Source organism: Alistipes indistinctus YIT 12060 (assembly GCF_025144995.1).
GTDB lineage: Bacteria > Bacteroidota > Bacteroidia > Bacteroidales > Rikenellaceae > Alistipes_A > Alistipes_A indistinctus.
The window spans coordinates 2,416,036-2,441,141 of sequence record NZ_CP102250.1 but is presented as its reverse complement, the minus strand read 5'-3'; the positions used below and the strand labels follow the sequence as shown (position 1 = coordinate 2,441,141).

The 25,106-nt window shown below is 58.4% G+C and carries 22 protein-coding genes; 7 read left to right on the top strand and 15 right to left on the bottom strand.

Features of this window, described 5'->3' with window-relative positions:
• Window positions 1-21: 21 nt before the first annotated feature.
• Entirely contained in the window at window positions 22-1,512 is a 1,491-nt protein-coding gene (locus NQ495_RS10065; RefSeq protein WP_009133124.1) for a lipopolysaccharide biosynthesis protein, read from the top strand.
• A gap of 327 nt (window positions 1,513-1,839) precedes the next feature.
• On the opposite strand, the gene NQ495_RS10060 is transcribed toward NQ495_RS10065, so the two are convergent.
• Together NQ495_RS10060 and NQ495_RS10055 are read right to left on the bottom strand one after the other, a co-directional pair.
• Window positions 1,840-2,421, bottom strand: coding sequence for a DUF4251 domain-containing protein (locus NQ495_RS10060; RefSeq protein WP_009133123.1), 582 nt, complete (start codon window positions 2,419-2,421; stop codon window positions 1,840-1,842).
• A gap of 19 nt (window positions 2,422-2,440) precedes the next feature.
• A complete protein-coding gene (locus NQ495_RS10055; RefSeq protein WP_009133122.1) occupies window positions 2,441-2,980 on the bottom strand; it encodes a DUF4251 domain-containing protein in 540 nt (179 codons plus the stop codon).
• Between the two features lie 593 nt (window positions 2,981-3,573).
• Here NQ495_RS10055 and NQ495_RS10050 point away from each other — a divergent pair.
• On the top strand, window positions 3,574-6,099 hold the full coding sequence (locus tag NQ495_RS10050; protein ID WP_009133121.1) for an alpha-L-rhamnosidase-related protein: 2,526 nt from the start codon (window positions 3,574-3,576) through the stop codon (window positions 6,097-6,099).
• A 267-nt stretch (window positions 6,100-6,366) separates the two neighbouring features.
• Here NQ495_RS10050 and rd read toward each other — a convergent pair whose 3' ends face one another.
• The 3 genes from rd to purB form a co-directional block, all read right to left on the bottom strand.
• Entirely contained in the window at window positions 6,367-6,525 is a 159-nt protein-coding gene (rd, locus tag NQ495_RS10045; protein ID WP_009133120.1) for a rubredoxin, read from the bottom strand.
• Between the two features lie 181 nt (window positions 6,526-6,706).
• The gene (locus tag NQ495_RS10040) at window positions 6,707-7,147 is read right to left on the bottom strand and encodes a GNAT family N-acetyltransferase (protein WP_009133119.1); all 441 of its coding nucleotides are present in this window, start codon (window positions 7,145-7,147) and stop codon (window positions 6,707-6,709) included.
• Window positions 7,148-7,394: 247 nt separating this feature from the next.
• The gene (gene purB / locus NQ495_RS10035) at window positions 7,395-8,747 is read right to left on the bottom strand and encodes an adenylosuccinate lyase (RefSeq protein WP_040294305.1); all 1,353 of its coding nucleotides are present in this window, start codon (window positions 8,745-8,747) and stop codon (window positions 7,395-7,397) included.
• Between the two features lie 262 nt (window positions 8,748-9,009).
• On the opposite strand from purB, the gene NQ495_RS10030 reads away from it, so the two are divergent.
• The 3 genes from NQ495_RS10030 (at window position 9,010) to NQ495_RS10020 (ending at window position 11,111) form a co-directional block, all read left to right on the top strand.
• Window positions 9,010-9,354: a DUF4834 family protein gene (locus tag NQ495_RS10030; RefSeq protein WP_009133117.1), complete on the top strand. Its 345-nt coding sequence runs from the start codon at window positions 9,010-9,012 to the stop codon at window positions 9,352-9,354.
• A 232-nt stretch (window positions 9,355-9,586) separates the two neighbouring features.
• Complete coding sequence (locus tag NQ495_RS10025) at window positions 9,587-10,330, top strand: MlaE family ABC transporter permease (RefSeq protein ID WP_009133116.1); 744 nt, start codon at window positions 9,587-9,589, stop codon at window positions 10,328-10,330.
• A gap of 1 nt (window position 10,331) precedes the next feature.
• Window positions 10,332-11,111, top strand: coding sequence for an ABC transporter ATP-binding protein (locus NQ495_RS10020; protein WP_009133115.1), 780 nt, complete (start codon window positions 10,332-10,334; stop codon window positions 11,109-11,111).
• Window positions 11,112-11,220: 109 nt separating this feature from the next.
• Here NQ495_RS10020 and NQ495_RS10015 read toward each other — a convergent pair whose 3' ends face one another.
• Genes NQ495_RS10015 through NQ495_RS10000 form a run of 4 tightly spaced genes read right to left on the bottom strand, consistent with a single transcriptional unit; the run spans window position 11,221 to window position 14,381 of the window.
• Window positions 11,221-11,907, bottom strand: a complete 687-nt coding sequence (locus NQ495_RS10015) for a hypothetical protein (RefSeq protein WP_009133114.1) — start codon at window positions 11,905-11,907, stop codon at window positions 11,221-11,223.
• Window positions 11,904-12,227 (bottom strand): C10 family peptidase, encoded by a 324-nt coding sequence (locus NQ495_RS10010; protein ID WP_232208904.1) that lies wholly within the window; start codon window positions 12,225-12,227, stop codon window positions 11,904-11,906. The genes NQ495_RS10015 and NQ495_RS10010 overlap by 4 nt, the downstream gene beginning before the upstream one ends.
• A complete protein-coding gene (locus NQ495_RS10005; RefSeq protein ID WP_009133112.1) occupies window positions 12,199-12,915 on the bottom strand; it encodes a hypothetical protein in 717 nt (238 codons plus the stop codon). Before NQ495_RS10005 ends, NQ495_RS10010 begins: the two co-directional genes overlap by 29 nt.
• Window positions 12,912-14,381 (bottom strand): C10 family peptidase, encoded by a 1,470-nt coding sequence (locus tag NQ495_RS10000; RefSeq protein ID WP_009133111.1) that lies wholly within the window; start codon window positions 14,379-14,381, stop codon window positions 12,912-12,914. The genes NQ495_RS10005 and NQ495_RS10000 overlap by 4 nt, the downstream gene beginning before the upstream one ends.
• 491 nt (window positions 14,382-14,872) lie before the next feature.
• Here NQ495_RS10000 and gap point away from each other — a divergent pair, with 491 nt between their 5' ends.
• Together gap and NQ495_RS09990 are read left to right on the top strand one after the other, a co-directional pair.
• Window positions 14,873-15,877, top strand: a complete 1,005-nt coding sequence (gene gap, locus NQ495_RS09995; RefSeq protein WP_009133110.1) for a type I glyceraldehyde-3-phosphate dehydrogenase — start codon at window positions 14,873-14,875, stop codon at window positions 15,875-15,877.
• Window positions 15,878-16,175: 298 nt separating this feature from the next.
• Window positions 16,176-17,795 carry a CotH kinase family protein gene (locus tag NQ495_RS09990; protein ID WP_009133109.1) on the top strand — a complete coding sequence of 540 codons (1,620 nt, stop codon included), beginning with the start codon at window positions 16,176-16,178 and terminating at the stop codon, window positions 17,793-17,795.
• Window positions 17,796-17,906: 111 nt separating this feature from the next.
• Here the strand turns inward: NQ495_RS09990 and NQ495_RS09985 are convergent, their stop codons facing one another.
• The 6 genes from NQ495_RS09985 to NQ495_RS09960 form a co-directional block, all read right to left on the bottom strand.
• Complete coding sequence (locus NQ495_RS09985) at window positions 17,907-20,078, bottom strand: hypothetical protein (RefSeq protein WP_009133108.1); 2,172 nt, start codon at window positions 20,076-20,078, stop codon at window positions 17,907-17,909.
• A 132-nt stretch (window positions 20,079-20,210) separates the two neighbouring features.
• Window positions 20,211-21,668, bottom strand: coding sequence for an alpha-L-fucosidase (locus tag NQ495_RS09980; RefSeq protein WP_161988858.1), 1,458 nt, complete (start codon window positions 21,666-21,668; stop codon window positions 20,211-20,213).
• A 279-nt stretch (window positions 21,669-21,947) separates the two neighbouring features.
• Window positions 21,948-22,355, bottom strand: a complete 408-nt coding sequence (locus NQ495_RS09975) for an OsmC family protein (protein ID WP_009133106.1) — start codon at window positions 22,353-22,355, stop codon at window positions 21,948-21,950.
• Window positions 22,356-22,864: 509 nt separating this feature from the next.
• Window positions 22,865-23,266, bottom strand: a complete 402-nt coding sequence (locus NQ495_RS09970; RefSeq protein WP_009133105.1) for a GntR family transcriptional regulator — start codon at window positions 23,264-23,266, stop codon at window positions 22,865-22,867.
• Between the two features lie 56 nt (window positions 23,267-23,322).
• Window positions 23,323-23,988 carry a hypothetical protein gene (locus tag NQ495_RS09965; protein ID WP_009133104.1) on the bottom strand — a complete coding sequence of 222 codons (666 nt, stop codon included), beginning with the start codon at window positions 23,986-23,988 and terminating at the stop codon, window positions 23,323-23,325.
• A 25-nt stretch (window positions 23,989-24,013) separates the two neighbouring features.
• A complete protein-coding gene (locus NQ495_RS09960) occupies window positions 24,014-24,841 on the bottom strand; it encodes an ABC transporter ATP-binding protein (protein WP_009133103.1) in 828 nt (275 codons plus the stop codon).
• Window positions 24,842-25,106: the final 265 nt, after the last annotated feature.

The following is a 25,106-nucleotide window of genomic DNA, read 5'->3' as shown; positions in this document are numbered from 1 at the left end:
CAACACCGAAACCGAAGCGCCATGGGCATCGTCAAGCGGGACAGCATCGCGATCACCGTCCTCTCCTATGTGGGAGTCGTGGTGGGCTATGTCAACAAGATTCTGCTGTTCCCGAACTTCCTGAGCGAGGAGCAGGTCGGCCTGACCAGCATCCTCGTTTCTCTGGCGGTGATGTACGCGCAGTTCTCGGCCCTCGGCATCAACTCGACGGTCGTCAAGTTCTTCCCGTTTTTCCGCACTGCGGACAAACGTCACAACGGCCTCTTCTTCTGGTCGGCACTGGGGGTCAGCGTCGGTTTCGTGCTCTTCACGGCGCTCTTCCTGATCTTCCGCGAGCCGGTGATGCACTACTTCGCCAAGGAGTCCCCCCTGTTGTCGGAATATTACCTGCTGCTGATCCCGCTCGGGCTGGCGACCCTTTTCTATAACTTTTACAGCGCGTGGCTGCAGGCGCTCTCGCGCACGATCATTTCGTCGGCGGTCAACGAAGTGCTGCTGCGGCTGCTGATTACCGCCGAAATTTCGCTCTATGCGCTGGGGGTGCTCAACTTCGAACAGTTCATCGTCGGTTACATCGCGATCTACTTCGTCCCGATGCTGATCCTGCTGCTCTACACGCTCTACCTGCGCGAATCCCACCTGCATCCGGTAATTACCTCGCGCACCAAAAAGCTCGTCACGATCGCAGGCATCTACGGTCTGTGGCAGTACCTCGGCGGCGCGTCGGTGTTCCTGACCAACGTGATCGACCAGACGATGCTGGCAGGTATGGAAGGGCTGATGCAGGGCGGTATCTATGCGATCATGATGTACATGGTCAGCGCGATGCTGATCCCCTACCGCTCGATGGTGAAGGTAGCCACGCCGGTGGTGACGAACCTGTGGAAAGAGCGCGATATGGCCGGCATGCAGCGCATCCACCGCGACGTGTCGCTGATGAACCTGATCGTAGGCTGCTTCTTTTTCCTCGCGATTTGGATCAACCTGGACAACATCTTCTCGCTGATGCCCGCCTCTTACTCGGCCGGACGCTACGTATTCCTTTTCCTGGGACTGGGACGCATCTTCGAAATGTACGCGGGCCTCACGGGAGTGATTCTCATCACGAGCAAGCGCTACCGCTACGACTTCACCTTCTCGGTGCTGCTGGTGGGCATGACCGTCGCGTCGAACGCCGCGCTGATCCCGTCGCTGGGCATGAACGGTGCGGCGATCGCCACGATGAGCACCGTGATCGTCTACAACCTGATCCGCATCGGTTTCGTGTGGAAATTTTTCCGCATCCAACCGTTCGCCGCCACCGACTGCTGGATCGTGCTGCTCACAGGGGCCATGGTGGGCCTCTCGGCACTGATCCCCTACCTGGGCAATTTCATCCTCGACGCCGCCGTACGCACGCTGGTCATTTCGCTGCTGTTCGGCGCCACAGTCTACTACACCAACGCGAGCCCGCAACTCAACGCCACCCTCGACGGCCTGCTCGCCCGCATCGGCATCCGCCTGCCCCGGTAGTCCCCGCCCCCCGGACGCTCCGCGCACGGGAGGCAACCATGCGTTCACTGAGCCACGAGATTATCGACATCAACCGGATCCGATTCGTCACGCATCTCGCTCTTCATACATGCGGCTTATCGCTCCGGTTTCGTCTTCGGCTCCTTGTCCGATCCTGGCTAGTTCAGTTCCCCCGCGACCGAGTGCTTCAGCAGGTCACCGGTTCCGAAGCGAGCGACCCGCAAATGGCCTTACCTTTCCAAAAAAGGGAAAAGTTCAAAAGGGAAGGACCCAGACAAAAAGGCCCTCCGCAAATGCGGAGGGCCTTCCCTGTTTCAATACCTGCGCTTACCTCGCCCCGGACGGCGGCGTGTTCAGCAGCGGCTCATTGGCCGCCAGCGACCCCACGTACTTGATGGTACTCCGCGGAGTCAGCATCGTCATGATCGCCTCGCCCGTAGCCGTGAAAAGGTTGATGCCGAATGTGTAGACATTCCCCTCCCCGTCGGCCGCATTGAACGAAATATTCCAGCCCGACTGGGTCTTCGAAGCCTTGTAATCCTTCGGTCGCGGCGCATCGAAATTGAGTACCTCGACATAAGGATTCAGGTAGCCCCTCAGCGTAGGCAGGTGCACCTCGATATGGTCGGGGAAAACGGCGAGGTAGTAGTAGATGTTGTTGATCGTCTGCTCGCCTCCGCCGGGCACCTCGAGCACGCTGACGGGCAGGAACTGGAAGTTGCGTGACTGCACCAGGCTGTCCTGCCGGGCTATGAAACGTGCGTTGCGTTCGGCCCGTTCTTCGGCCCGGGCCTGCCGGCGCACCGTTCCCGGAGCGAACTCCGCAGAAGTGACCGGCAGAGAGGGCCGCTGGGCGAAAACCACGGTTCCCGCGAGCAGCATCAAAACCGACAAAATCCCTTTTTTCATCGCCGTAGTGGTTTTACTTTTAGAACAGCGCTTTGACCGTACCCTGGTAGGTCACGGTATTGAACTGGTCGGTAGCGACGGTCAGTACGCCTTCCTGCGTGAGCGAATAGATCGTCAGCGTGAAAGTATACGTGTATTCGGTCATCGCATCGGTCTGGAAGGTAATCGTCCAGCCGTCGGAGTTCTGCACGGCGGCATAGCCTTGCACCTGCGGCATCAGCGCATTGAGCGAAGTGATGATGGCGGGACCTGCAACGGCGTTCTGGATATACGGCAGGTCGATGTCCACATACGACGGTTTTACCGTCAGCATGAAGTTGGGATTGTAAATGGTGTGTGCCACGCCGGCGGGCATCTGCTGGAACTGGTCGGGCACGAAACGGTAGCCTTTGGACATCACGATCGAGTCCATGCGCTTCAGGTCGGCGGAATTCCGCGCAGCGCGGGCTTCGACGCGTTCCGTACGGCGCGAAAGGTATTCGGCGTCGGTAATCAGGACTTGGGCGGATGCGCTCAGGCCGAACAGGCTGGCTGCCATCACAAGGAATAAGTTTTTCATAGCTTTAAAAGATTAAAATATTGAATAAAGTTATTGGGAGTCTCTATACGTTTATCAGTAGTTACCCATTTGCAGGGGATAATATCAAATTCCCTGCCTGAATTTTGGCTATAAGCCGTTTACCCTCTTTTTAGCGCGAAAAACTGTTTTCACGGGGCGGTATTCCGAACGATTTTGCTATCTTTGCTTACAGGGTCCGGCATTAGGATTTACGGGGCTTGAAAGGGTTTCCGGCCGTCGCGCGGAAGGGCGAAAAAAATTCCGCCGCCGTGCAAAAAAAAACGAACCCATCCGATTTTTCCGGTGAGTTTCCGCCGGTTGTAGAGCGTTCCCCCCCGCCAGGCGCCCCTTTTCCGGGACATTCCGCACTCCGGAAAGGTTTCAGTTTCCGCCCCCTTTCCCCAACCGTCCGGGTGCCCCAACCATCCGTGCGGCCGACACCAGCCGAATAGCCCGAGCCTGCCGGTCCGACCGAAGTACCTGAATGACGTGAAGAACCCGAATCGACCAAATTACCGCACCTACCCAAACGACCTGAATCACCCGAACCCAGACTCGGACAAAACCGCTAAACCTCAAAAAGACCCATACCGATGAAACCGACCTTCCCGTTTGCCTGCCTCGGCTTGTTGCTCTGCTGGAGCGCCTCTTCCCCGGAAATCCGTGCAGCCGCCTCGCCTTCCACCGTCATCGCCGCCGCCGGGGCGGCGGAACCGAAAACCGCCATACGCAACACCCGGCCGATCGCCGCGTTTCCCGCCGTCCGCACCGCGGCTCCCGACTCCGGCCTGCTGACGGCCACATGGGAAACCCGCTGGGCCCGCGACGGGGAATCGTCGCCCTATGACTTCGGCGTCTACCATTTCCGGCGCAGCTTCGACCTGGCCGCACGGCCCGAAACGTTCGTCATCAACATCACGGCCGACAACCGCTACCGCCTCTTCGTGAACGGCACCCCGGCCTGCTGGGGTTCGGCGCGCGGCGACCTGCGCAGCTGGTATTACGAGACGGTGGACATCGCACCGCTGCTGCATGCGGGCCGCAACACGCTTGCGGTGCAGGTGTGGAACGGCGGCGAGCTGAAACCGCAGGCGCAGGTATCGTTCATGAGCGGCCTGCTCGTGCAGGGTAACACCGAGGCCGAATCGGCCGTCAACACCCCGGGCGAATGGAAGGTTTTCCGCAACGAAGCGATCGCCCCGACCCCGGTTTCCTACGTCGGATTCTTCGAACAGATCGACGGCAGCCGCTATCCGTGGGGATGGGAACAGCCCGGTTACGACGACAGTTCGTGGCACGCCGTGCGTGCCGAGGGTGAAGGCATCCCGTTCGGCCATTCGATCTACGGCGGTTACCAGCGGGCGCTCGTGCCGCGCCAGATTCCGCTGATGGAGGAGACCCCGCTGCGCATCCCGCAGATCCGCCGCAGCGAAGGACTCGCCCGGGTGAGCGACTTCATCTCGGGCTGTGACCCGCTGCAAATTCCCGCCCGCACCACCTGCTCGATCCTGCTCGACCAGACCTTCCTGACCAATGCCTATCCGGAACTGATCCTCAGCGGCGGCAAGGGCGCGACGGTACGCCTCGCCTACGGCGAAGCGCTCTTCGACAGCCATAAACAAAAAGGCAACCGCAACGAAATCGACGGCCGTACGATCGAACTGACCCATTACGACATCGTCCGCCCGGACGGCGCCGAGGGACGCCTCTACCGCCCGGTGTGGTTCCGCACCTACCGCTACATCCAGCTCGACATCACCACCACCGGCGACCCGCTCACCATCGAGGACCTCTACGGCCGCTTCACCGGATACCCCTTCACCGAACGCGGTTCGTTCTCGTGCGACGACCCGGGGCTGGCCAAGATCTGGGAGGTGGGCTGGCGCACAGCACGCCTCTGCGCGATGGAAACCTATTTCGACTGCCCCTACTACGAACAGTTGCAGTACGTGGGCGACACGCGTATCCAGGCGCTCATTTCGCTCTACGTATCGGGCGACGACCGCCTCATGCGGCAGGCGATCCGCGCTTTCGACCTCTCGCGCTCGCCGGAGGGAATCACCGCCAGCCGCTACCCGAACCTGCAGATGCAGTACATCCCGCCCTTCTCGCTCTACTGGATCAACATGGTGCACGACTACTGGATGCACCGCGACGACGAGGCGTTCGTGCGGCAGTTCCTGCCCGGGATACGGTCCGTACTCGAATGGTACGTCGGCCAGATCGACCCCGCAACCGGTATGCTCCGCAGCCGGATGCCGCACTGGAGTTTCGTCGACTGGGTACGCGCCTGGTGGGTGCCCGAACGTCCCGGCTGCCCGCCCGAAGGTGAAAAAGCCGGGTCGTCGATCATTACGCTGAACCTCTCCTCGGCCATGCGCGACGGGGCCGAACTGCTCGCCCGCTTCGGCGACCGGGCGGGTGCCGCGCGCTACGATTCGATCGGCAGGCAGTTGGCCGCCACCACTTACGAACAGTGCTGGGACGAGCAGCGCGGCATGCTGCACGACTACATCGGCAGTCCCACCTTCAGCCAGCACGCGAACATCATGGGCATCCTCACCGATGCGATTCCCGCGGAACAGCAGCAGGAGGTCTTCAACCGCATCGACAGCGACACGACCATCTCGCAGGCCACTTTCTACTACCGTTTCTATCTGACCCGCGCGCTGAAAAAGACCGGGCTGGCCGACCGTTACAGCTCGATGCTGCAACCATGGTACGACATGATCGACATGGGCCTCAGCACCTTCGCCGAGAATCCTGAACCGACCCGGTCGGACTGCCACGCATGGAGCTCCAGCCCCAATTACGACTTCCTCGCGACGATCCTCGGCGTCGAACCCGACGCCCCCGGTTTCGCCAGCGTCAGGATCGAGCCGCACCCGGGGCACCTGAACCGGATTTCCGGCGTCGTGCCGCACCCGCAGGGCGACATCCGGGTCGAACTGCGCCGTACGCAGCCCGGCAACCGGAACAGCGGCGGCCGGAACAGCACCGTCTCCGGCCACGGTGGGCTCCGGGGCGAAGTGACCCTTCCCGGCACGCTCACCGGGCGCTTCGTCTGGAACGGCCGCGAGATCGCCCTCTCGCCGGGCTTAAATAATATAAACATTTAATAATCATATAGTTAATATAACCATATCAGTAAATACAGGAACATACCCCAACCGGAGAATATGCGCAATTATAAAGAACACGCACAGTCATGCAGCCCGGAAACACGTATCATCGCGGCCCCCGAGAGACGCATCGGGCCGTCTGTCCCCGCCTGCATTTGCTTCGTGCTTGTTCCTGACCGGTGATGCATTCCGCAGCTCTGATCCAAATACGACAGGAGCGCCCCGCAAGGGACGCTCCTGTTCTTTTGACGGTACGAGAACCTCTTAGACCTCTTCGAAAACCTCCTTGCCTTCCTGGCAAACGGGGCACACCCAATCTTCAGGCAGATCTTCGAACGGTGTACCCGGTTCGATACCGTTATCGGGATCGCCTACGGCGGGGTCGTAAATGTATCCGCACACTTCGCATTTGTACTTTTTCATCTTTTCGTTACTTTTAATCGATTAGACAATTTTTCTTACTGACAATTATTTCCTATCCTGATTCAAACAAATCATTCCACAATCAACGGCACCGGAACCGGTGCGCCCCGTCCTTCGGGCAACGCCCGAGCTTTCCGGCATCCGCACCATGCACACCGGACTTCAGCGCCCTCCGGCCCGTTTACCGCCCCCCGGGCAGTTCCATCCGCAACAGCGGATAGGGTTTCCCTTCCGGATCCCGCTCGCAACGCCCGGTCTCGCGGAATCCCATCCGGCGGTAAAAGCCGGCGGCCTGCCCGTTATGGCTGTTCACCCAGAGCCGCGTCAGGCCCAATACCCCGGTCGCATACTCCAGCAACTCACGGCCCACGCCCCGTCCCCGCGCTTCGTCGCGGACGAACAGCATCTCGATCTCCGAGGCCGATACGCCTAAAAAGCCCAGCATGCGCCCGGCCTCATTCCGTAGACAATATACGCATAATTCCGGCAAATAACGTTCCGGAATCGCTTTTTTATAGAACTGCAAATCCTCTTCGCTGATAAAATCGTGCGTGGCGCGCACGGCGCTCTCCCACACTTCGAGCAATTCGCCCCACTCCCGGGGCGTCACCTCCTTCACCATCGGCTTATCGTTTTTCCGCCGCAGCCTCCTTCCCGAAGATCAGACGGTTGTAATCCTTACACATTCCGTTCCAAGATGGCCGCCCTCGTGCATAAAATTCGCCCGGTACCGAGCGGCGATGACAAACAGCACATAAACAGCGCACAGCAGACGCATGCAAAACACCTGAAGACCGCACGAAAAGCACTTTTGCGGCACAAAAAAGCGGCAGGATCGCTCCCGCCGCCCGCTTTGTCATATCCGGAGGCTAATAGTTGCACACGCCGGTATAGGTCTGCGGCGAGAGGCGGCGCAGCTCCTCCTTCACGCTCTCCGAGACATCGAGCGTATCGATGAACTTGCGGATATCCTCGTGCGTGATCGCCTTGTTCGTCCGGGTCAGCGCTTTAAGCGCCTCGTAAGGGTTCGGATAGCTTTCGCGGCGCAGGATCGTCTGGATACCTTCGGCTACCACGGCCCAGTTGTTTTCGAGGTCTTCGTTGATCTTGTCGAGGTTGATGATCAGCTTATTCAGCCCCTTGAGGATCGACTTGAACGACACCACGGTATGCGCCATCGGCACGCCGACGTTACGCAGCACGGTCGAATCGGTCAAATCGCGCTGCAAACGCGATACGGGCAGTTTGCCCGACAGGTGGTTGAAGATCGCGTTGGCGATACCGAGGTTGCCCTCCGCATTCTCGAAGTCGATCGGGTTCACCTTGTGCGGCATGGCCGACGAACCCACCTCGCCGGCTTTGATCTTCTGTTTGAAATACTCCATCGACACGTACGTCCAGATGTCGCGGCACATATCGATCAGGATCGTATTGATACGCCGGAACCCGTCGAAGATCGCGGCGATATTGTCGTAATGCTCGATCTGGGTGGTCACCTGCGAACGGTCGAGGCGCAGCACGCCGTTCACGAAGCGGTTCGCGAACGCCACCCAATCCACCTGCGGATAGGCCGCCATGTGTGCGTTGAAGTTGCCGGTCGCGCCGCCGAACTTCGCCGGGGCCGGAATCGACCGCAGCATCGCGAGCTGTTTTTTGAGCCGGTCCACGAAGACACATATCTCCTTGCCCAGTTTCGTGGGCGATGCGGGCTGTCCGTGCGTATGGGCCAGCAGCGGAATCTCGCCCCACTCCTTGGCCAGCGAAACGAGTTTCGCGATCAGCTCCTCGAGCAGCGGATAGTAAACGTCGTTGGTCGCCTCCTTGAGGCTGTACGGAATCGCGGTGTTGTTGATATCCTGCGAGGTGAGCCCGAAGTGCACGAACTCCTTGAACGGCTGCAATCCCAATCCGTCCATCTTCTCTTTGATCAGGTACTCGACCGCCTTCACGTCGTGGTTGGTCGTCTGCTCGATCTCCTTGACCCGGAGCGCATCGGCTTCGCTGAAGTCGCGGTAAACGTCGCGCAGCTTCTCCATGGCGGCCTTGTCCACGCCGGCGAGCTGGGGCAGCGGCAGTTCGCACAGCGCGATGAAATACTCCACTTCCACCAGCACACGGTAGCGGATCAGCGCATATTCGGAGAAATAATCGGCCAGCACCTCGCACTTGTCGCGGTAGCGGCCGTCGATCGGGGATATAGCGGTCAGCTTTGTCAATTCCATGTTTTCCATAGCGTTTTAACGGATTACAAATATAGGTTTAATCCGGTTCACTGCAAAATTATTACCAAAACTTCCTCCGCCTGCACACGGAAGTCCTCCCGTGCAACGTTGTGTTTTCGGATAAAACCGTTACCTTTGTGAATTGCAGGAGTGTGTGCGGAGCACTACGGGAGTGCCCTCCGCCCGCAGGAAGGTGGCCCGTCCGGGTACGCCTCCCGCAGCGGCCTCCCGCTTCCCGCTAACGGAACACCACCTATAAACTATGGACAGCGTGCTGAGCTTTATATTTTTCCTTATCGTCGGCTTTTACCTCGCGGGGCTCCTCGGGCGGCTCCTGCTGCGCCGTTGGATCATCCGCAAGCAAAAGGAGTTCGAACAGGGCGGCAACCCGTTTTTCCGCACCTACACCTGGGGAGGGGGCGGACACTCCCGCAACGCTAAACCGAAGCCCGAAGGCAAGGTGACCGTCGAACAGACGCGCATGACCCAGAAGCGTGTCAGCGGCGATGTGGGCGACTACGTCGAATACGAGGAGATCAAGGTCAGCCGCGAAACAGAAAGCGGAACCGATGCGGATGCTTCCGGCCGGGAACCGCAGCAAAAATAAAGATCCCGCCGGGATCAGGGTGTACTCCCACGCAAGAATCCCGTCGAACACAAAAAGGGAACGGAAATTGAGCGTGCTTTTGCGCAAACGGCAGCGGAAAACGGCAGCGGAAAAACACGACTGAACGACAAAGCAACAGAACAACCGGACGCCCCGTCCTGCGGCCTGTCCGGGACCACAATAGAACCGCAACCGGGGGCCGACCCCGGGAAACCCTGAAAGCAACAGGCGGATGAAAAACTTTTTTGAACTGATCGGGCGCTACTTCATGCTGATGAGCAAGGCCTTCTCCCGTCCGGAGAAGTTCTCGATCTACCGCAAGCGGATCCTGGTCGAGATGGCGAGCCTCGGGCTCAACTCGATCGGCATCGTCGCGATCATCTCGGTGTTCATGGGCGCCGTAATCACGATCCAGATGGCGCTGAACCTGCAGTCGCCGTTCATTCCGAAATACCTGATCGGCTATGCCACGCGCGAGTCGATGCTGCTGGAGTTCTCGTCGACGGTCGTCGCGCTGATCCTCGCCGGCAAAGTGGGGTCGAACATCGCCTCCGAAATCGGCACGATGCGCATCACCGAACAGATCGACGCGCTGGAGATCATGGGCGTCAACTCGGCCAGCTACCTGATCCTGCCCAAGATCATCGCCACCGTCTTTTTTTTCCCGTTCCTGACGATCATGAGCATGGGCATCGGCGTGGCGGGCGGTTACGTGATCTCGCTGCTGACCGGTGCGGTCAACCCCGAGGCCTACCTCACCGGCATCCGCTACGACTTCAAGCCGTTCTACATCACCTATTCACTGGTCAAGTCGTCGGTCTTCGCCTTCATCATCACCTCCATTTCGGGCTTCTACGGCTACTACGCCAACGGCAACTCGCTCGAAGTGGGCCGCGCCAGCACGAAAGCCGTGGTGGTGAGCAGCATCGTGATCCTGATTTTCAACCTGATCCTCACCCAAATCATGCTGACTTAAGATGATCCGAGCCGAACATATCGTAAAATCCTTCGACGGAAGGGTCGTGCTGAAAGACATCTCCGCCACGTTCGCCACCGGTAAGACGAACCTGATCATCGGCCAGAGCGGATCGGGCAAAACCGTGCTGCTCAAATCGCTGGTCGGGCTCCACGCGATCGACAGCGGGCAAATCTATTACGACGACGTCTGTTACACCTCCCTCTCGTTCACCGAGCGCAAGGCGATCCGCCAGCAGATCGGCATGATCTTCCAGGGCGGCGCACTGCTCGACTCCTCCACGGTCGAAGAGAACGTGCGCCTGCCGCTCGACCTGTTCACCAACCAAAGCTCGAAAGAGAAACGCGACCGCGTGAATTTTTGCCTGCAAAGGGTCAACCTCAAGGATGTGAACGACCTCTACCCCGCCGAGCTGAGCGGCGGTATGATCAAGCGCGTAGCCATCGCACGCGCGATCGTGATGAACCCCAAATACCTCTTCTGCGACGAGCCCAATTCGGGCCTCGACCCGATGACCTCGGTGGTGATTGACAACCTGATCAAGGAGATCACCGAGGAGTACAACATCACCACGATCATCAACACGCACGACATGAACTCGGTGCTCGAGATCGGCGAACACGTGATCTTCATCTACAAAGGGGAGAAGTGGTGGGAAGGCAACAAGCACGACATCCTGAATTCCGACAACCGGGAGCTCAACGAATTCGTTTTCGCCTCGACAATGGCCAAACGTGCCAAAGCCTGCAGCGGGTTGCACATCTCCGAAACCGGCCGATAAGCCGGTGGCATAACGGCACAGGACATAGCGACAAGACACAAACAGGCCTGCCCCACGAGCAGGTCTGTTCTCTTTTGCGCGGTCTGTCCCGCATGCAAACGGTCCGGAATCACTCCTCCCCCTGAATCCGCAACGGATCGGTCGAGGCGGTCAGCTTTTTGCCGTCCTCGTTGGTCCAGGTGCAGGTGAACACATACTCCCCGGTTACTGCGGGAGCTTTTTTCAACCTGAAAACGAAAGAGGATCCGATCAGTTTATGCCGTTTCAGGTTAAACTCCGACAGCATTTCTTCGAATTCATAAAAACTCCACTTATTTCTCTTCTGCTGCTCCGTAACGAAATGCAGCATATATTCGCCATGAACCAGAAAATCGTCGAGGCCCTTGTAGTAAACGGAAATCAGGTCGTCCAGCAACGTCCCCGCCGGATGACCGGCGTCGTAATCCCGGTCGCACACGATATGCAAACCTGTCGTCAAACGGAACATATAGCCCCCAACCTGCAACCATCTATTCCAATGATCGTCGCCGTGCGCCACAACCAGCGAATCGAAACGGTTGGAATTGGTCACCTGCGAAATAAGACCTTCATGGTCGCTCCCGACGACCCACATCACATCCTCCAAGGCAACCGGCCCTGCCGGGTTTTTGGCGTTCCCCTTCCAGCCGTAAAATTTCATCTGCTGGGGATCATCGTATTCTTTTATCAAATTCGGATAGGTCGGCTCAGGATACCACTCCTTACACCCGAACATTCCCATGCAACAAACCAGAAAAATGAATATTCGTGTACTCATCGCCAGATTCCTTTTATAATTTTCAAATCATTCGTATACGGGCGAATGCTTACATGCGCATGCCCCGTCCCCGCGTCCGGTATCTCCGGACTCTTGGGAAACAACCACGTGTGCAGGAAATAGCCGTTCCCGTCCCAGCCCCAGTTGCAATGCACGAAATCATGATACTCGTTTTCAATGCCCAGATAATACCCCCGGAGCAGGTTGCCGTTGCTGTCGTACACATCCATAAACACATCGACCGGATTACGTTCCGTTTTATAGCCGTCAACAACCCATGCATGACCTCCGTCATCGTTCCCCCTGAATCCGCAACGGATCAGTCGAGGCGGTCAGCTTTTTACCGTCCTCATTGATCCAGGTGCAGGTGAAGACGTAATCCCCCGTCTCAGTCGGAGCTTTGTTAAGCCAGAAAGTAAACAACATCGACAACAATTTGAGCCGTTTTCTGTTAAATTCGGTTAGCGGGGCATCGAATTCATAGCCTGTATATCCTTTTTGAAGTTGTTGGTCAGTCACTCCTGTCCATACATATTCACCGTCTACCAGTATCTGGTCCGCAGACCGATACTTGACAGTCAGTATGTCGTCCAGCAATGTGCCGGTCGGATGGTCAGCATCATAATCCCGATTGCAGACCACATGCAGTGACACCGTTACACGGAACATACAGGGAATGCTGATCGGATCGCTCCGATTCCAATGGGTATCCCCATGCGCTTTCACCAATGAGTCGAAACGTTCCGGATCAGACGACCTGGAAATCCAGCCTTGCCCCCGATGCAACGGATTCCATCCTCCGGAACAGATGACCCACACCGCGTCAGTGAACGGATTCGGTTGCACAGGATCAATTTCTTTGGCCCATGAACCGAAGATCATCTCTTGCGGATCGTCATATTCCGTTATCAATTGTTCCGATGCAGGTGGCGGTGAAGGGATCGGCTCATCCGAACACGCTGTTGCAAAGGCTGCCAAAAACGGTAATGCGATCAGTAATCTTTTCATGGATGTACGTTTTTGATAATTTCAAAATCCTTTATATAAGGACGAGAACTCGCCGGAGCACTACCCGTTTCTTCATCCCGGATAATCGGACCACTCGGAGAGTAACAATCGTTTAGGAAATAACCGTTGCCATCTCCATCCCAACCCCAGTTGCAGTGGGCCAGCGTGTGATATTCATGCTCGACACCCAGATAATATCCCCTGATTAAATTACCGTTAGCATCATACACATCCATAAACACATCGGTAAGATAGTAACCGTATTTATAGCCGTCTATTACCCAAGCATGACGGTCTCCGCTCAGGGGAGTAGCTGCCGTAAACACCGGTAGGCCATGATCAATATCTTCCCTGACCCGATCCCAGGTATAGCTCATTACACCGTCGGTATGATATCCGTAACCTTCAAACGTTTTTTTTATATTCTTCACGGCAGCACCGCTTCCGTTACAGCCATAGTCAATACTTGCATTAATCCCCAGCATATGTGTAAATCGTGCTATTCTATTTTCGGCGGCAGGATCCCTGCCGAAGTCAAGCCCTCTTTTATAAGAGATGTAAGTGGCCCAGTCTAATTCTACACGTGTCAGATCAAGAATTTCAATGTAAGAGGTCGGATAGCAATGGGAAGACATGATTTGTAACATAGCCGTTATCGTACACCCTGCCGGTGCACGACCTGTCATTTTATTAGGGCATAATGTTGTTACTCTGTTGTTAAATGGATAGCCCTGCCCCCATTCAACTTTTACATAAGGGCCCTCAGTTGTCGTGCATACGAATTGGTTGTGATGATAGCGGTACACCACGGTCGTATCGGAGGGATCGGGCGCCGGCCCGGGGTCGGTGCCTCCGCCGCCCGGATCGGGATCGACCGGAGGATCGGGATCGGTCAGCGAATCCCACAATAGCGAAGTCGCCACGAAATCGGGCAGCCGCTCCAGGAAGAGTTTGATGCCGGGATTGGTCATCGTGTCGGTGATGTTGCCGCTGTCGGCATATCCCAGCACCGAGGGCAGTTGCCGGTCGGCCGACAGGATCGCGAAGCCCGCGTCGTCCTCGTAATTGACCACATAGATACGCCCCAGCGTCGCGGCGACATCCGCCTCGGCAGAAAGGGAGCCAGGGGAGGCATTCGCAGGGGCAACTCCTCCGGCACGCGTGGCCGCGGCTTTGGTACCGGATGCCGCGACAGACGCGGCGAAAGGTTCCAGCAACGAACCGTCGATAAAATCGGTCACCGGAACCACTTCGCGGATCATCCTGCGCGCGGAGCGTGTGGAGAGGCCGTCGGAAAAATCATCGGGAAGCTCGAGCGCCAGCTCCTGCAGGCGCTCCATCGACATCACCGGATTGCGCGACGCTCCGGCAGGGTCGGAATTTCCGTCTCCCGGAGAGATGCCGGGCTCACGGGTACAGGCCGCCGCCAACAGCAGCAGCCCCACTAACCATAAAGCTCTTCTCATAAGCGATAGGTTTGGGGATTAAACAATTTCACAGCAGCACCAACCGGTGCCTGAAACAAAGATAAGAAAACCGCGAAGCAATCGCAACTTTCTGATTATCAAATACAAAATAAATATTCTTAAAAACCGCGCAAAGCCAGTCGCGGCAACGGATCCGGAGGTTTCCGCTTTCCATGCCAACGGAAATACCGGCAGACGTACCGTGCAGCCGACACGGCCGGATACCTCTTTTCTCCCCTCTTTCCCCCATCGCGGCCACCGCTCGATCCCCGCCGTCACAGCGGCAACAACAGCCCCCGCCAGCAGCAAAATCCGGCCGTACAAAAAAAATACAACCCGCTGATTATAACCCGGCCAACGGGTACGGCACCGCAGCCCGCACTTTAATAAAAAAATTTAATATTATTTTTTGCAGGGTTTTTGTTTTTTATGTACTTTTGTGACTGCAACATGCTCTGAGATCAATTCAAATAACCTTAATACAAACAATTATGTCAAAGATTAAAATCGGTATCAACGGTTTCGGCCGCATCGGCCGTTTGGTGTTCCGTGCCGCTATGGCCAAGGACAATGTTGAAGTTGTCGGCATCAACGACCTGATTAGCGTAGAATACATGGCTTACATGCTGCGTTACGACACGATGCACGGCCAGTTCAAGGGTACCATCGAAGTTAAAGACGGCAATCTGGTTGTCAACGGTCAGTCGATCCGCGTAACTGCTGAGAAAGACCCCGCAAACCTGAAATGGAACGAAGTCGGCGCCGAATACGTAGTAGAGTCTACCGGTCTGTTCCTGACCAAAGAGAAGGCCGAAGCCCACATCAAAGCCGGTGCGAAACGCGTCGTGATGTCGGCTCCTTCGAAGGACGACACCCCGATGTTCGTAATGGGTGTAAACAACGACACCTACAAAGGAGAGGCTATCATTTCGAACGCTTCCTGCACGACCAACTGCCTCGCCCCGATCGCCAAAGTGCTGAACGACAAGTTCGGTATGGTAGAAGGTCTGATGACCACCGTTCACTCGACCACCGCTACGCAGAAGACCGTCGACGGTCCGTCGATGAAAGACTGGCGCGGCGGCCGTGCCGCTTCGGGCAACATCATCCCGTCGTCGACCGGCGCTGCCAAAGCCGTAGGCAAGGTAATTCCGTCGCTGAACGGCAAACTGACCGGTATGTCGCTGCGTGTCCCCACGCTGGACGTGTCGGTTGTCGATCTGACCTGTACGCTGGCCAAAGACGCCACTTACGACGAGATCTGCGCCGCCATGAAGGCTGCTTCCGAAGGCGAACTGAAAGGTATCCTCGGCTACACCGAAGACGCCGTAGTTTCTTCGGATTTCCTGGGCGATCCCCGCACCTCGATCTTCGACGCCAAAGCCGGTATCCAGCTCTCGCCGCGTTTCGTGAAAGTCGTTTCTTGGTACGACAACGAATGGGGCTACTCGAACAAAGTGCTCGAGCTGATCGAATACACCAGCAAGATCAACTAATCCGGACTTTCCGAAAATTTTGTAATGCACTGGAAAAGGTGCCCGCTGGACGGGCACCTTTTTCTTTTGTTCCTGTACTGCCCCGCATAACCCCGCAACTCCCCTGCCCGGAAGCGTCCGCTACCCTGACGGCCCCGTGCTCCAGTATCCGGTGCTCCAGAATCCCGTTCCCCGATTACTCATTACGCCTCCGGAACTTCGCACAACAGCCGATTCCTAACCTGCATGTTACTTATTTCCAGCTTGATTATTGACAAAAAATAATCTATTTTTGTCATACTACCGATACCTTCCCACCATGAAAACCATCCTGTCAAAACTACTCATCCTGACAGTCCTGCTGTTGCTGGCAAGCCTTCCGTCCTGCGTCAAGCAACCCGCCCCCAAACCCACTCCCGGTAAAGACCAGGAGCAGGAGGACGACGACAAGGACGATAACAAACCCGTCGTCGAGACAGATCCGGCCAGGCTCAAATTCCTCTCCTTCTCGTTCGCCCCGGAACACAACGGCCAGATCTATTCCGAGGTGGCGCTCACCGCCTCCGGGAACACCCTTTCGGGCGACATCCTCTACTACCGGACCGACCTTACCCAGCTCGCCGCATCGTTTGAGACGAACGGCGCGAAGGTGACCGTCGGCAGCACCGAGCAAAAAAGCGGCGTTACGGTCAACGACTTCACCAAAGCGATCGCCTACCGGATTTACACCCCCGCGGGCCAATTCCGGGAGTTCAAGGTCACGGTGCGCAACCACTCCTATTCGGGGCTGCCGCTGCTGGTGCTCTCCACCGAAGGTGCCGCGCCCGTCTCCTCGAAGGAGACATGGATCCAGGGTACGATGCGCATCGACCGGCAGGAGAACAACTGCGACGAGTTTTCCGGACAGATCGAAATCAAGGGGCGCGGCAACAACAGCTGGGCGAAAGACAAAAAGCCCTATGCGATCAAGCTCGCCGAGAAACAACCGGTTATGGGCATGAACAAACATAAACGGTGGGCACTGCTGGCCAATGCGAGCGACAAAACCCTGCTGCGCAACCGCGTCGCGTTCGAGATCGCGAAGCATGCGACGGCACTGGACTGGACGCCCGACAGCCGCTATGTGGACGTAATCCTCAACGGGCGGTTCCTGGGCAACTACCTGCTCACCGAGCAGATCAAGATAGACAAAAACCGGGTGGCCCTCGCGGAAATGGATCCGGCAGCAACCTCGGGCGATGCGATCACGGGCGGTTACCTGCTCGAGCTGGACCGTTATTTCGACGAAGTGAACAAGTTCCGTTCGGCCTTCGCCGACCTGCCCGTCAACTTCAAGGAACCCGACGAAGAAGGACTCAACTCCGCGCAGTTCAACTACATGAAAGACTACTTCAACGCGGTCGAGGCACTGCTCTACGCCCCGGATTTCCCCGCCGCAGGCGAATACGCCGAACTGCTCGACACCGATTCGTTCATCGACTGGTGGATCGTGCAGGAACTCACGCACAACCAGGACACGCGGCTGCCGGGCAGCTGCTACATGAACAAGGACCGGCTCGGCAAGCTGAAAGCGGGCCCGGTGTGGGATTTCGACCTGACCACCTTCATCGACAGCCGCAGTTTCCTGCTGAAGGACGAAAGCGCGAACAACCACTCGTGGTTCCCCCGGCTCTTCCGCGACCCGGCCTTCCGGCAGCGCGTCCGGGAGCGCTGGCAGGCGATCAGGCCCTCTCTGGAGCAGATTCCCGCCTTCATCGACAGCGAAGCCGCCTACATCCAGAAAGCGGCGTGGCAGAACTGGGGTATGTGGGAATACGAAATCGCCCGCTCGGACGTCAACCACGACGAGAAGCTTTCGTGGAACGATGCGGTGGCCGCGCTGCAAACCAACTACGCGAACCGCTTAGCGTGGATGGACGCCCAGATCGCCGCCCTGTAAACACAGCAACGCAAGGACACACCGAATAAGGACGAGAAGGGGTTGCGCATGCGCAACCCCTTCTCGTTTAATTCCGGTCCCGGCCTCGGCTTATTCCTGGGCAGACCGCATTCAGAACAGCCGGTTGACCGCAGGCACGGGCTTGGCACCATCGGGATCGACGACCGTCAGGCGGAACCCTCCGTCGCCCTCCTCGCCATAGAGTTTCACCGGAGCGTCGAACACGAGCAGCTCCTTGCCGTTCTTGCGCAGGCTCCTGAGTCCGGTCGAGGCCAGTTTCACCACCTCGCCGCGCTCGGGCAGGAAGGCCAGCATACCGGTATACTCGCCGCTGAAGACGTCGCGCCCCACCTCCACCGAGAAGGCCACAGGCTCGCCGCTGCACAACGAAGGATAGTCGGTCAGCACGATCGAGCCGTCGTTGTTGCGCGAGGCCCCTTCGAGCACGTTCTTAAGCACGCCGAGCTTCGGCATATCCTCGACGCTGAACTCCGTCGCAACGGCCTTTTTCTTCCACGCCCCGAAACGGTCTTTCACGTAATTGCCGTCGAAGTCGTAGTTCATTTCACCCTCGATCATCAGCTTACCCCCGCCGGCCATATAGCGCTCCATCAGCTCCATCGTCCCGGGACGCGAATACTCGGGATAAAGGAAGATCATCGCGTCGAACTCGTGGCCGTCCAGCACTGGACGGTTGCTCCTCGAGAGGGTCAACCGCCCGTCGGTAATCAGGTCGGTCGGCACGAGCGCGGTGAGGTACCCCGCCTGCTGCAGCTCCACAGCCTTCTCCTCGATCGCCAGTTTGCGCACGTCGTAAGCGGTACGCTGCGCAGTGTCGGGGAACCAGTTGCAGAGCGCTTCGGTCCCGAACACCACCAGCACGTTCGCGTCGGGTTTGCCGGGATCGAAACGGTTCAGCAGCCGCGCCGCCTCGACGAGCCGGTTCACCTGCGGAATCTGGTCCGGGGCCTTGAAATCCACGCCGTACTGCACCGGTGCGTCGTCGATGGCGTGGTAGCCGGTGCGGATGCCGTAGCGCAGGTCGGTCAGCACCTTTTCATAGAGGATATAATCGTTCGGATCGTAAAACATGTTGTAGAGCACCTTGGACGGATAGGCGTACAGCATGCCGATCTGCGTGGGCAGCGGCGTCCACTCGTCGGTCATCGGATAGTCGCGCCGGGTGCTCCACCACGTCGCGCCGGTGGTCCACAGTTCGTCGCCGCCGAGCTGGTTGTGGTAGGTGTCGTGCCAGCCGATCCACGCGTCCTTGCCCAACTTCGCTTTCGCCTGGTCGTAGAAGGAGGCCTGCGCCCGCACGACCCCCTCACGCATCAGGTCCATGTAGCGGTTGACGGCCTGCATGCGCTGCTGCTCCTGCCGTTCGGGCACCATGCGCATCGCGAGCATCGTCCCGGCCATATCGGTACGGTATTTCGCCCGGAAAGCCGAATCCATCGCGGGCGAGTAGTACCGGCCGCGGTACTGACGCTCACCGATCTGCCAGGGCGGCACGGTACGCAGGTAGGTGAATTCGTCAAGTGCCGCGGAGGTCAGCCCGACATCGCCGAAACGGTCGAGTATCGCGCCGAAATAGGCGGGCATGCCGGCGAACATATCGGGATACTCGTACTCATAGGCCACCATCGCGAGCACCGGCCTCCCGCCGATAAACGAATTGCCGTCGACGGTCACCTCCGTCAACTCCGGGTGTGCGGGATCGGGTGTGCGCACGCTCGCGCGGTCCGTAATGTCACGGAGCGACCCCGCCTCGTAATGCCCCTCGCCACGGCTCAGGTAGGAATAGACCTTGTAAACTTTCGCACCGACGGGTTTCCCGTTACGGATTCCCCAGCCGTCTACCCGAATTTTCCCCTTGCCATCGGCATCGAGGCGCCCCGTGCCGTCGAAGATTACCTGCTGGCGCTGCACCCCTTCGGGCAGCGGATTGGTTCCGGCCGGGACATGCATCCCGATGCGGACGCCCTTCGCGGCAGCCTGCCGGCATATCTCACGGTAAATGGGATTCATCGCGGCCGTATCGGCGAGGTTGGCCCCGCGCGGAGAGAGGACATAGAGGTCGAGCTCCAGCTGACCGAGCATCGTGTCGAGCTGTCCCTGCCAGCTTTGCGGAAAGCCCCCCCGGGCGAACCAGACGGCCGCTTCGGGATAGTTCACGTTCCCGACCTGCGGGACGTACTCCACCGCGCCCCGGGGCCCGCAGGCGGCGGCCAGCAGGCCGAACAGCCCGGCGAGTACCCCTTTGGCGTAATTTTTTCTCATTTCAAATCAGTTTTATCGGTTTCACAGTCGTAGTTTTCAACACACAGGGCGCCATCGGTTCGCCCGATATTCACGGCATACCCGGAACAGCATATCCCCGGCATCGGGTCGCGGACAATACGTCCCGGCCCGCTATAATTCGAGTTTGTAGACATAGACCGGCACCTCTGGGCGGAACTTGCCCGGCAGGCTCATTTCTATGCCGTTGCCGTCCATCTTCCAGTCGATTTTTCCCTTGTAGCCGAGCAGCGACACCCGCTTCACCGATTCATGCGGGGTCAGCAGCAGATCCTGCACGCGCACCGCAGGCGCTTTCCAGCTCCGGGCAAAGACATAGAGTACGTTATCCTTTTTCGTAAAACGGATGTCCGGTTCGGTGCCCTTGGCCGTCTCGTCCTTCACCTCGTCGGGATTCTCGGCACCGGTCTTGCCGCCGATCTTCTCGCGCACGAAACTCTCGCCGTAAACCCGCCACGGACGGGTGCCGTACACCGCCTCGCCGTTGGTGCCGAGCCAGCGGCCCACCGCATCGAGGTTCGCCACCGCCTTCTCCGGGAAAGTTCCCCACGGCGTCGGCCCGATATTCAGCAGCAGGTTACCGCCCTTCGAGACGATATCGGTCAGCAGCCGCGCGACGATTTCCGGCGATTTGAAGACGGTGTCGCGCTTGGTGTACCCCCACGAACTGCCGATGGTGATGCACGATTCCCACGGATCGGGATCGAGCCCGCCGCTGACGGTCTGCTCCGGGGTGATAAAGTCGCCGAGCCCGTTGCCGACACGGTCGTTGATCAGGCAGCCGGGACGGTATTTCTGAATCGTGTCGATCATCCGCTGCGACTGTTCCGGCGAGCAGTAACCCGGCGTATCGAACCACAGGATGCTGATGTTGGGATACTGCCGCAGCAGCTCCAGCACCTGCGGCATCGCCTTGCGCTCGAAATAACGCGAGAACTCCTTGGCGCGTTCGTTCGGATAGTCCCAGTCGTTGCTGCGTCCGCCCTCGCGGGGCCAGTTCGACGGGCAGTCGGGATCGTCCCAGTCGCGCCCGAGCGAGTAGTATACGCCGAAAGGCATCCCCTGCCGCTGGCAGGCCGCCGCCAGTTCGCCGATGATATCCCGCCCGAAGGGAGTCGCCTTTACGACGTTGAAATCGTTGCACGGCGAATCGAACATCGCGAAACCTTCGTGGTGCTTCGACCCCATCACGATGTATTTCATCCCGGCGCGCCGGGCCGCCGCCACCCACTCGTTCGCATCGAACTGCACGGGATTGAACCGTTTCGCCTCTTCGCGCATCTCGGCAACGGGAATCTTGTTGTTCAACTGGATAAATTCCCCGAAGCCCCCCTTGCCTTTCCACTCGCCTCCGGCGACCGTGTAGAGGCCCATGTGCAGGAAGAGCCCGTAATGGCTGTCCTGCCACCACTGCATGTCCACCCGTTGGGGAACACCGGGCCGCAGGGGCCCGTATTGCTGCGCGGCATCTTTTTGCGCCGCGCCTTGCCGCACCCCGCCCGTTTGGGCCGGGGCATTACCTCCCAGCAACAGCAGCGCCATTGCCGCGAGACCCATTTTTCTCATCATCATAATCGGTTTCATTCAGGTTAGATTCTCATTGCTGCGGCATTGCCGTACAAAAACAAGCCGCCTCCATTTCACAGTATATTACCTATTCACACATTACCGGCCGACCGCGAACCTAAGCCCGCACCCCCTCCCCCGCTTCCCTCCAGGCGAAAAACGCTATCACGGACGCTTTCTGCCGGTCCATATTCCACAGATAAGGAGCACTGTCCGAAACAGCCCTCCGGCACGGACGGCACTACTTCGCCGCCCGCCGCCGACCGGCCGGCTTCCGAACCGGCACTATTCCGCGTAAAAATAACGGATCGTCTGCTTGCAGTCCGGATGCAGCGTCTTGGCGACCGGACAGGTCGCGGCGGCGTTTTCGAGCAGTTTGCGCTGTTTGGGTTCGTACGCCGACGGGAAATGCACGTCGATAACGATCTCGCCGATGCGGCGCGGATCGGCCGCCATCACCTTGGTTATGCTCAGGCGCGTACCGTCCACGTTAATGCCGTGCGTATCGGCCGCGATACCCATCAGCGTCATCATGCAGCTGCCGAGCGCGGCGGACACCAGGTCGGTCGGCGAGAACGATTCGCCTTTGCCGTGGTTGTCGGTCGGTGCGTCGGTCACGATCTTCGTGCCCGACTGGACATGGGTCGCTTCGGTGCGAAGCCCGCCCATGTAAATGGTCTCTACGGTTGCCATATTCGATTTGTTTTGGTTGATTACAGAATTTTTCCTGATTTCCGGGCCGTCTCCGCAGCGGAGCGCTCCGGTCAACAAAGATAGGATTTTATTTGACAAAATCGCGGCCACACCGCCTACAAACGGCTATTCCGGAAAACTCCGGCGGCCTGTCCGGCAAAAACCGCCGGATAACAACCCGAAATCCCGGCAAAAGCCCCACACCGGCAACGAATATCCATACGAAAATCCCGATACCGCCCCATCGCGGCAGGCATCCCGCAATGGACACGCTCCGGGAGCCATCCCCGCGACAAGCGCCAGACAAAGGCCAGACCGACACAATCTCCAGAACAGGACCTCTGGCGGCAAGTATTCCGGCGCCCACCCAGGCATCAAGTCCCGGTAACGAGCATCCGGCATGTATCCTCCTGCAACGGCAAGGGCGGCCCGCAAAGGCCGCCCTCCCGGCGACGGGTCCACAACCCGCCGTCCGTACTCCACAACGCCATCCCCCGGGCGGCCGGACCTCACTCATCCGCCGATACCGGACCGTCGCCGTCCGCCCCTATCGCGCGCAGGTGCCGCGCCACTTCGTCGACCGTAATACCCAGTGACCGCATCCGGAGGGCGAGGTTCGCGAGGTCCTGTTCGTAAAACACGCGGCGCGCCTCGGTGCGGATCCGTTCGCCGGCATCCGCGCTGACAAAGTAGCCGAGCCCGCGTCGGTTGTAAATAACGCCCTGCGAAAGCAGGTATTCGCACGTCCGCACCACGGTATTCGGATTCACCTCCAGCAACACGCCCAGCTCCCTGAGCGACGGAATCCGCTGGTCGGCGACCCACTCGCCGCGCAGAATCTTCTCGCAGATCCAGCCGCTGATTTGCAGGTAGATCGGACGGTTATCCCCGAAGTTTGCCGTTCGCTTCATCTCATTCATATTTTCTTTCTGTTCTTAATATCTTTGTTGGCGGCACCCGCGCCGGACTACCGAAACTGGAACCTGACGACCCGGTAAAGCGCGACGGCCCACAGCGCCAGCGTCAGCACGCCGGAGACCGCCAACTGCATCCCCAACGACGTAATGCCCAGCAACGGCGCGCGTTCGAAAAGCATCACCAGCAACACCATCAGCAGGATGCCGATATAGAGGCGCTTCGTGAAAACTGCATAGCAGCACAAAATCATCGCATGAATGCCCAATAATCCCACCGTCAGCGCCCCCAGCACCGATAGCGACCGATAAAGCATGCCCAAATGCACGGCCGGCGCCCAGCCGGTCAATGACGCGAGCTGGATCTCGACCCACATGATAACTGCGGCGATCAGCGTCCAGAACAGCGAATTCCCCCAGGCAAAGAGTTTCCGTTCGGCACCCGACACCGGGAGCGTCATCTCGGCGACAGTCACTCCCGGCATGACGTAAGCCCGCAGGGTCAGCCTGACAATCACGGCGGTAAATGCAAAGATACAACAAAGCAGCGCCATTACCCACGACGGTTCGACCCGGGCGGAGCCCAGCAGCATAAATCCGACCAACAGCCACGGCAGCACCGCCGGAATCAGCAGCGCAGTCAGGTAGTGGCGCCGGTACATGGCATAATGCCGGTCGATCAGGCATCCCAAACGGGACATATTAAAAGTATCGTTCATCTCAGTAAGTTTTTAACGGTAAATTTTAACGGTCGAACAGTTGGCGCACGGCTTCGCGTTCGCTTACCGCGGCATTGAACAGCATCTCGAGGTCGGGACGGCTGTCACTCCCGGCGGGGTTCTCCAGTATCCCGCGTAAACCATCAATCCCCTCTTCGGCATAAATCGCATGATCGGAGGCTTCCACCGGACCGAACCACATCCGCCCGGAGATCTCCTCGACCGTCCGGTTCAGCACCACGCCCCGGCTGTCGAGGATCACGACGTTGTCGATCATCCCCTCGATGTCGCGCACCTGGTGCGTCGAGACGACCACCGTCCGCCGCTCGTCGGCATATCCCGCCAGCAATTTGCGGAGTACCCGCTTCGAAGGAATGTCCAGGCCGTTGGTCGGTTCGTCCAACAGCAGCACAGGCGTATTGCAGGCCAGTGCGAACGCGAGCTGCACTCGTTTGCGCTGGCCCATCGAAAGGCGGTCGAGCCGCAGGTTGCACTCCAGCGAAAACTCCTGCAGGTACTCCCCGAACTGCCTGAACGAAAAGTCAGGATAAAACGGCGCGTTCACCTCCCCGTAACGTCGCAGGGTGATCGCCGGCAGGGCGAACTCTTCCGGGACGAAAAACAGCTCACGGTAAAATGCCGCTTCCCGGTGCGCGGCGTCGAGTCCCCCGACCCGCACCGTTCCCTGCGACGGAAACAGCAGTCCCGATGCGAGCTTGAGCAGCGTCGTTTTGCCGGTGCCGTTCACACCGAGCAACCCGTGTATATGCCCGGGCAGGAGGGTCAGCGACAGGCCGTCAAACAGCTTGTGCATACTCCCGTAACCAAAAACAATCTTTTCCAATCGAATCATAGCCTCTGATTATAAAAAATTAAGTAAATAATACGGCTCGTCGCGGATGGTATGCCATTTTCGCTGCGGTTGCGGTCTGCAGTCTACGGTTTGGCCTCTGTCAACAGACAGCCTGCAAGCCACTGACAGGGGTCCTTGGTTCCGGCACCCAGACCACAAGCCCCAAGACCCGACACCCGGTATCGAATATCAGATACGGATATCAAACACCAGAGCCCTGAGCTTAAATCCCAGACACCTGGCATCATCAAATATCAAACACCAG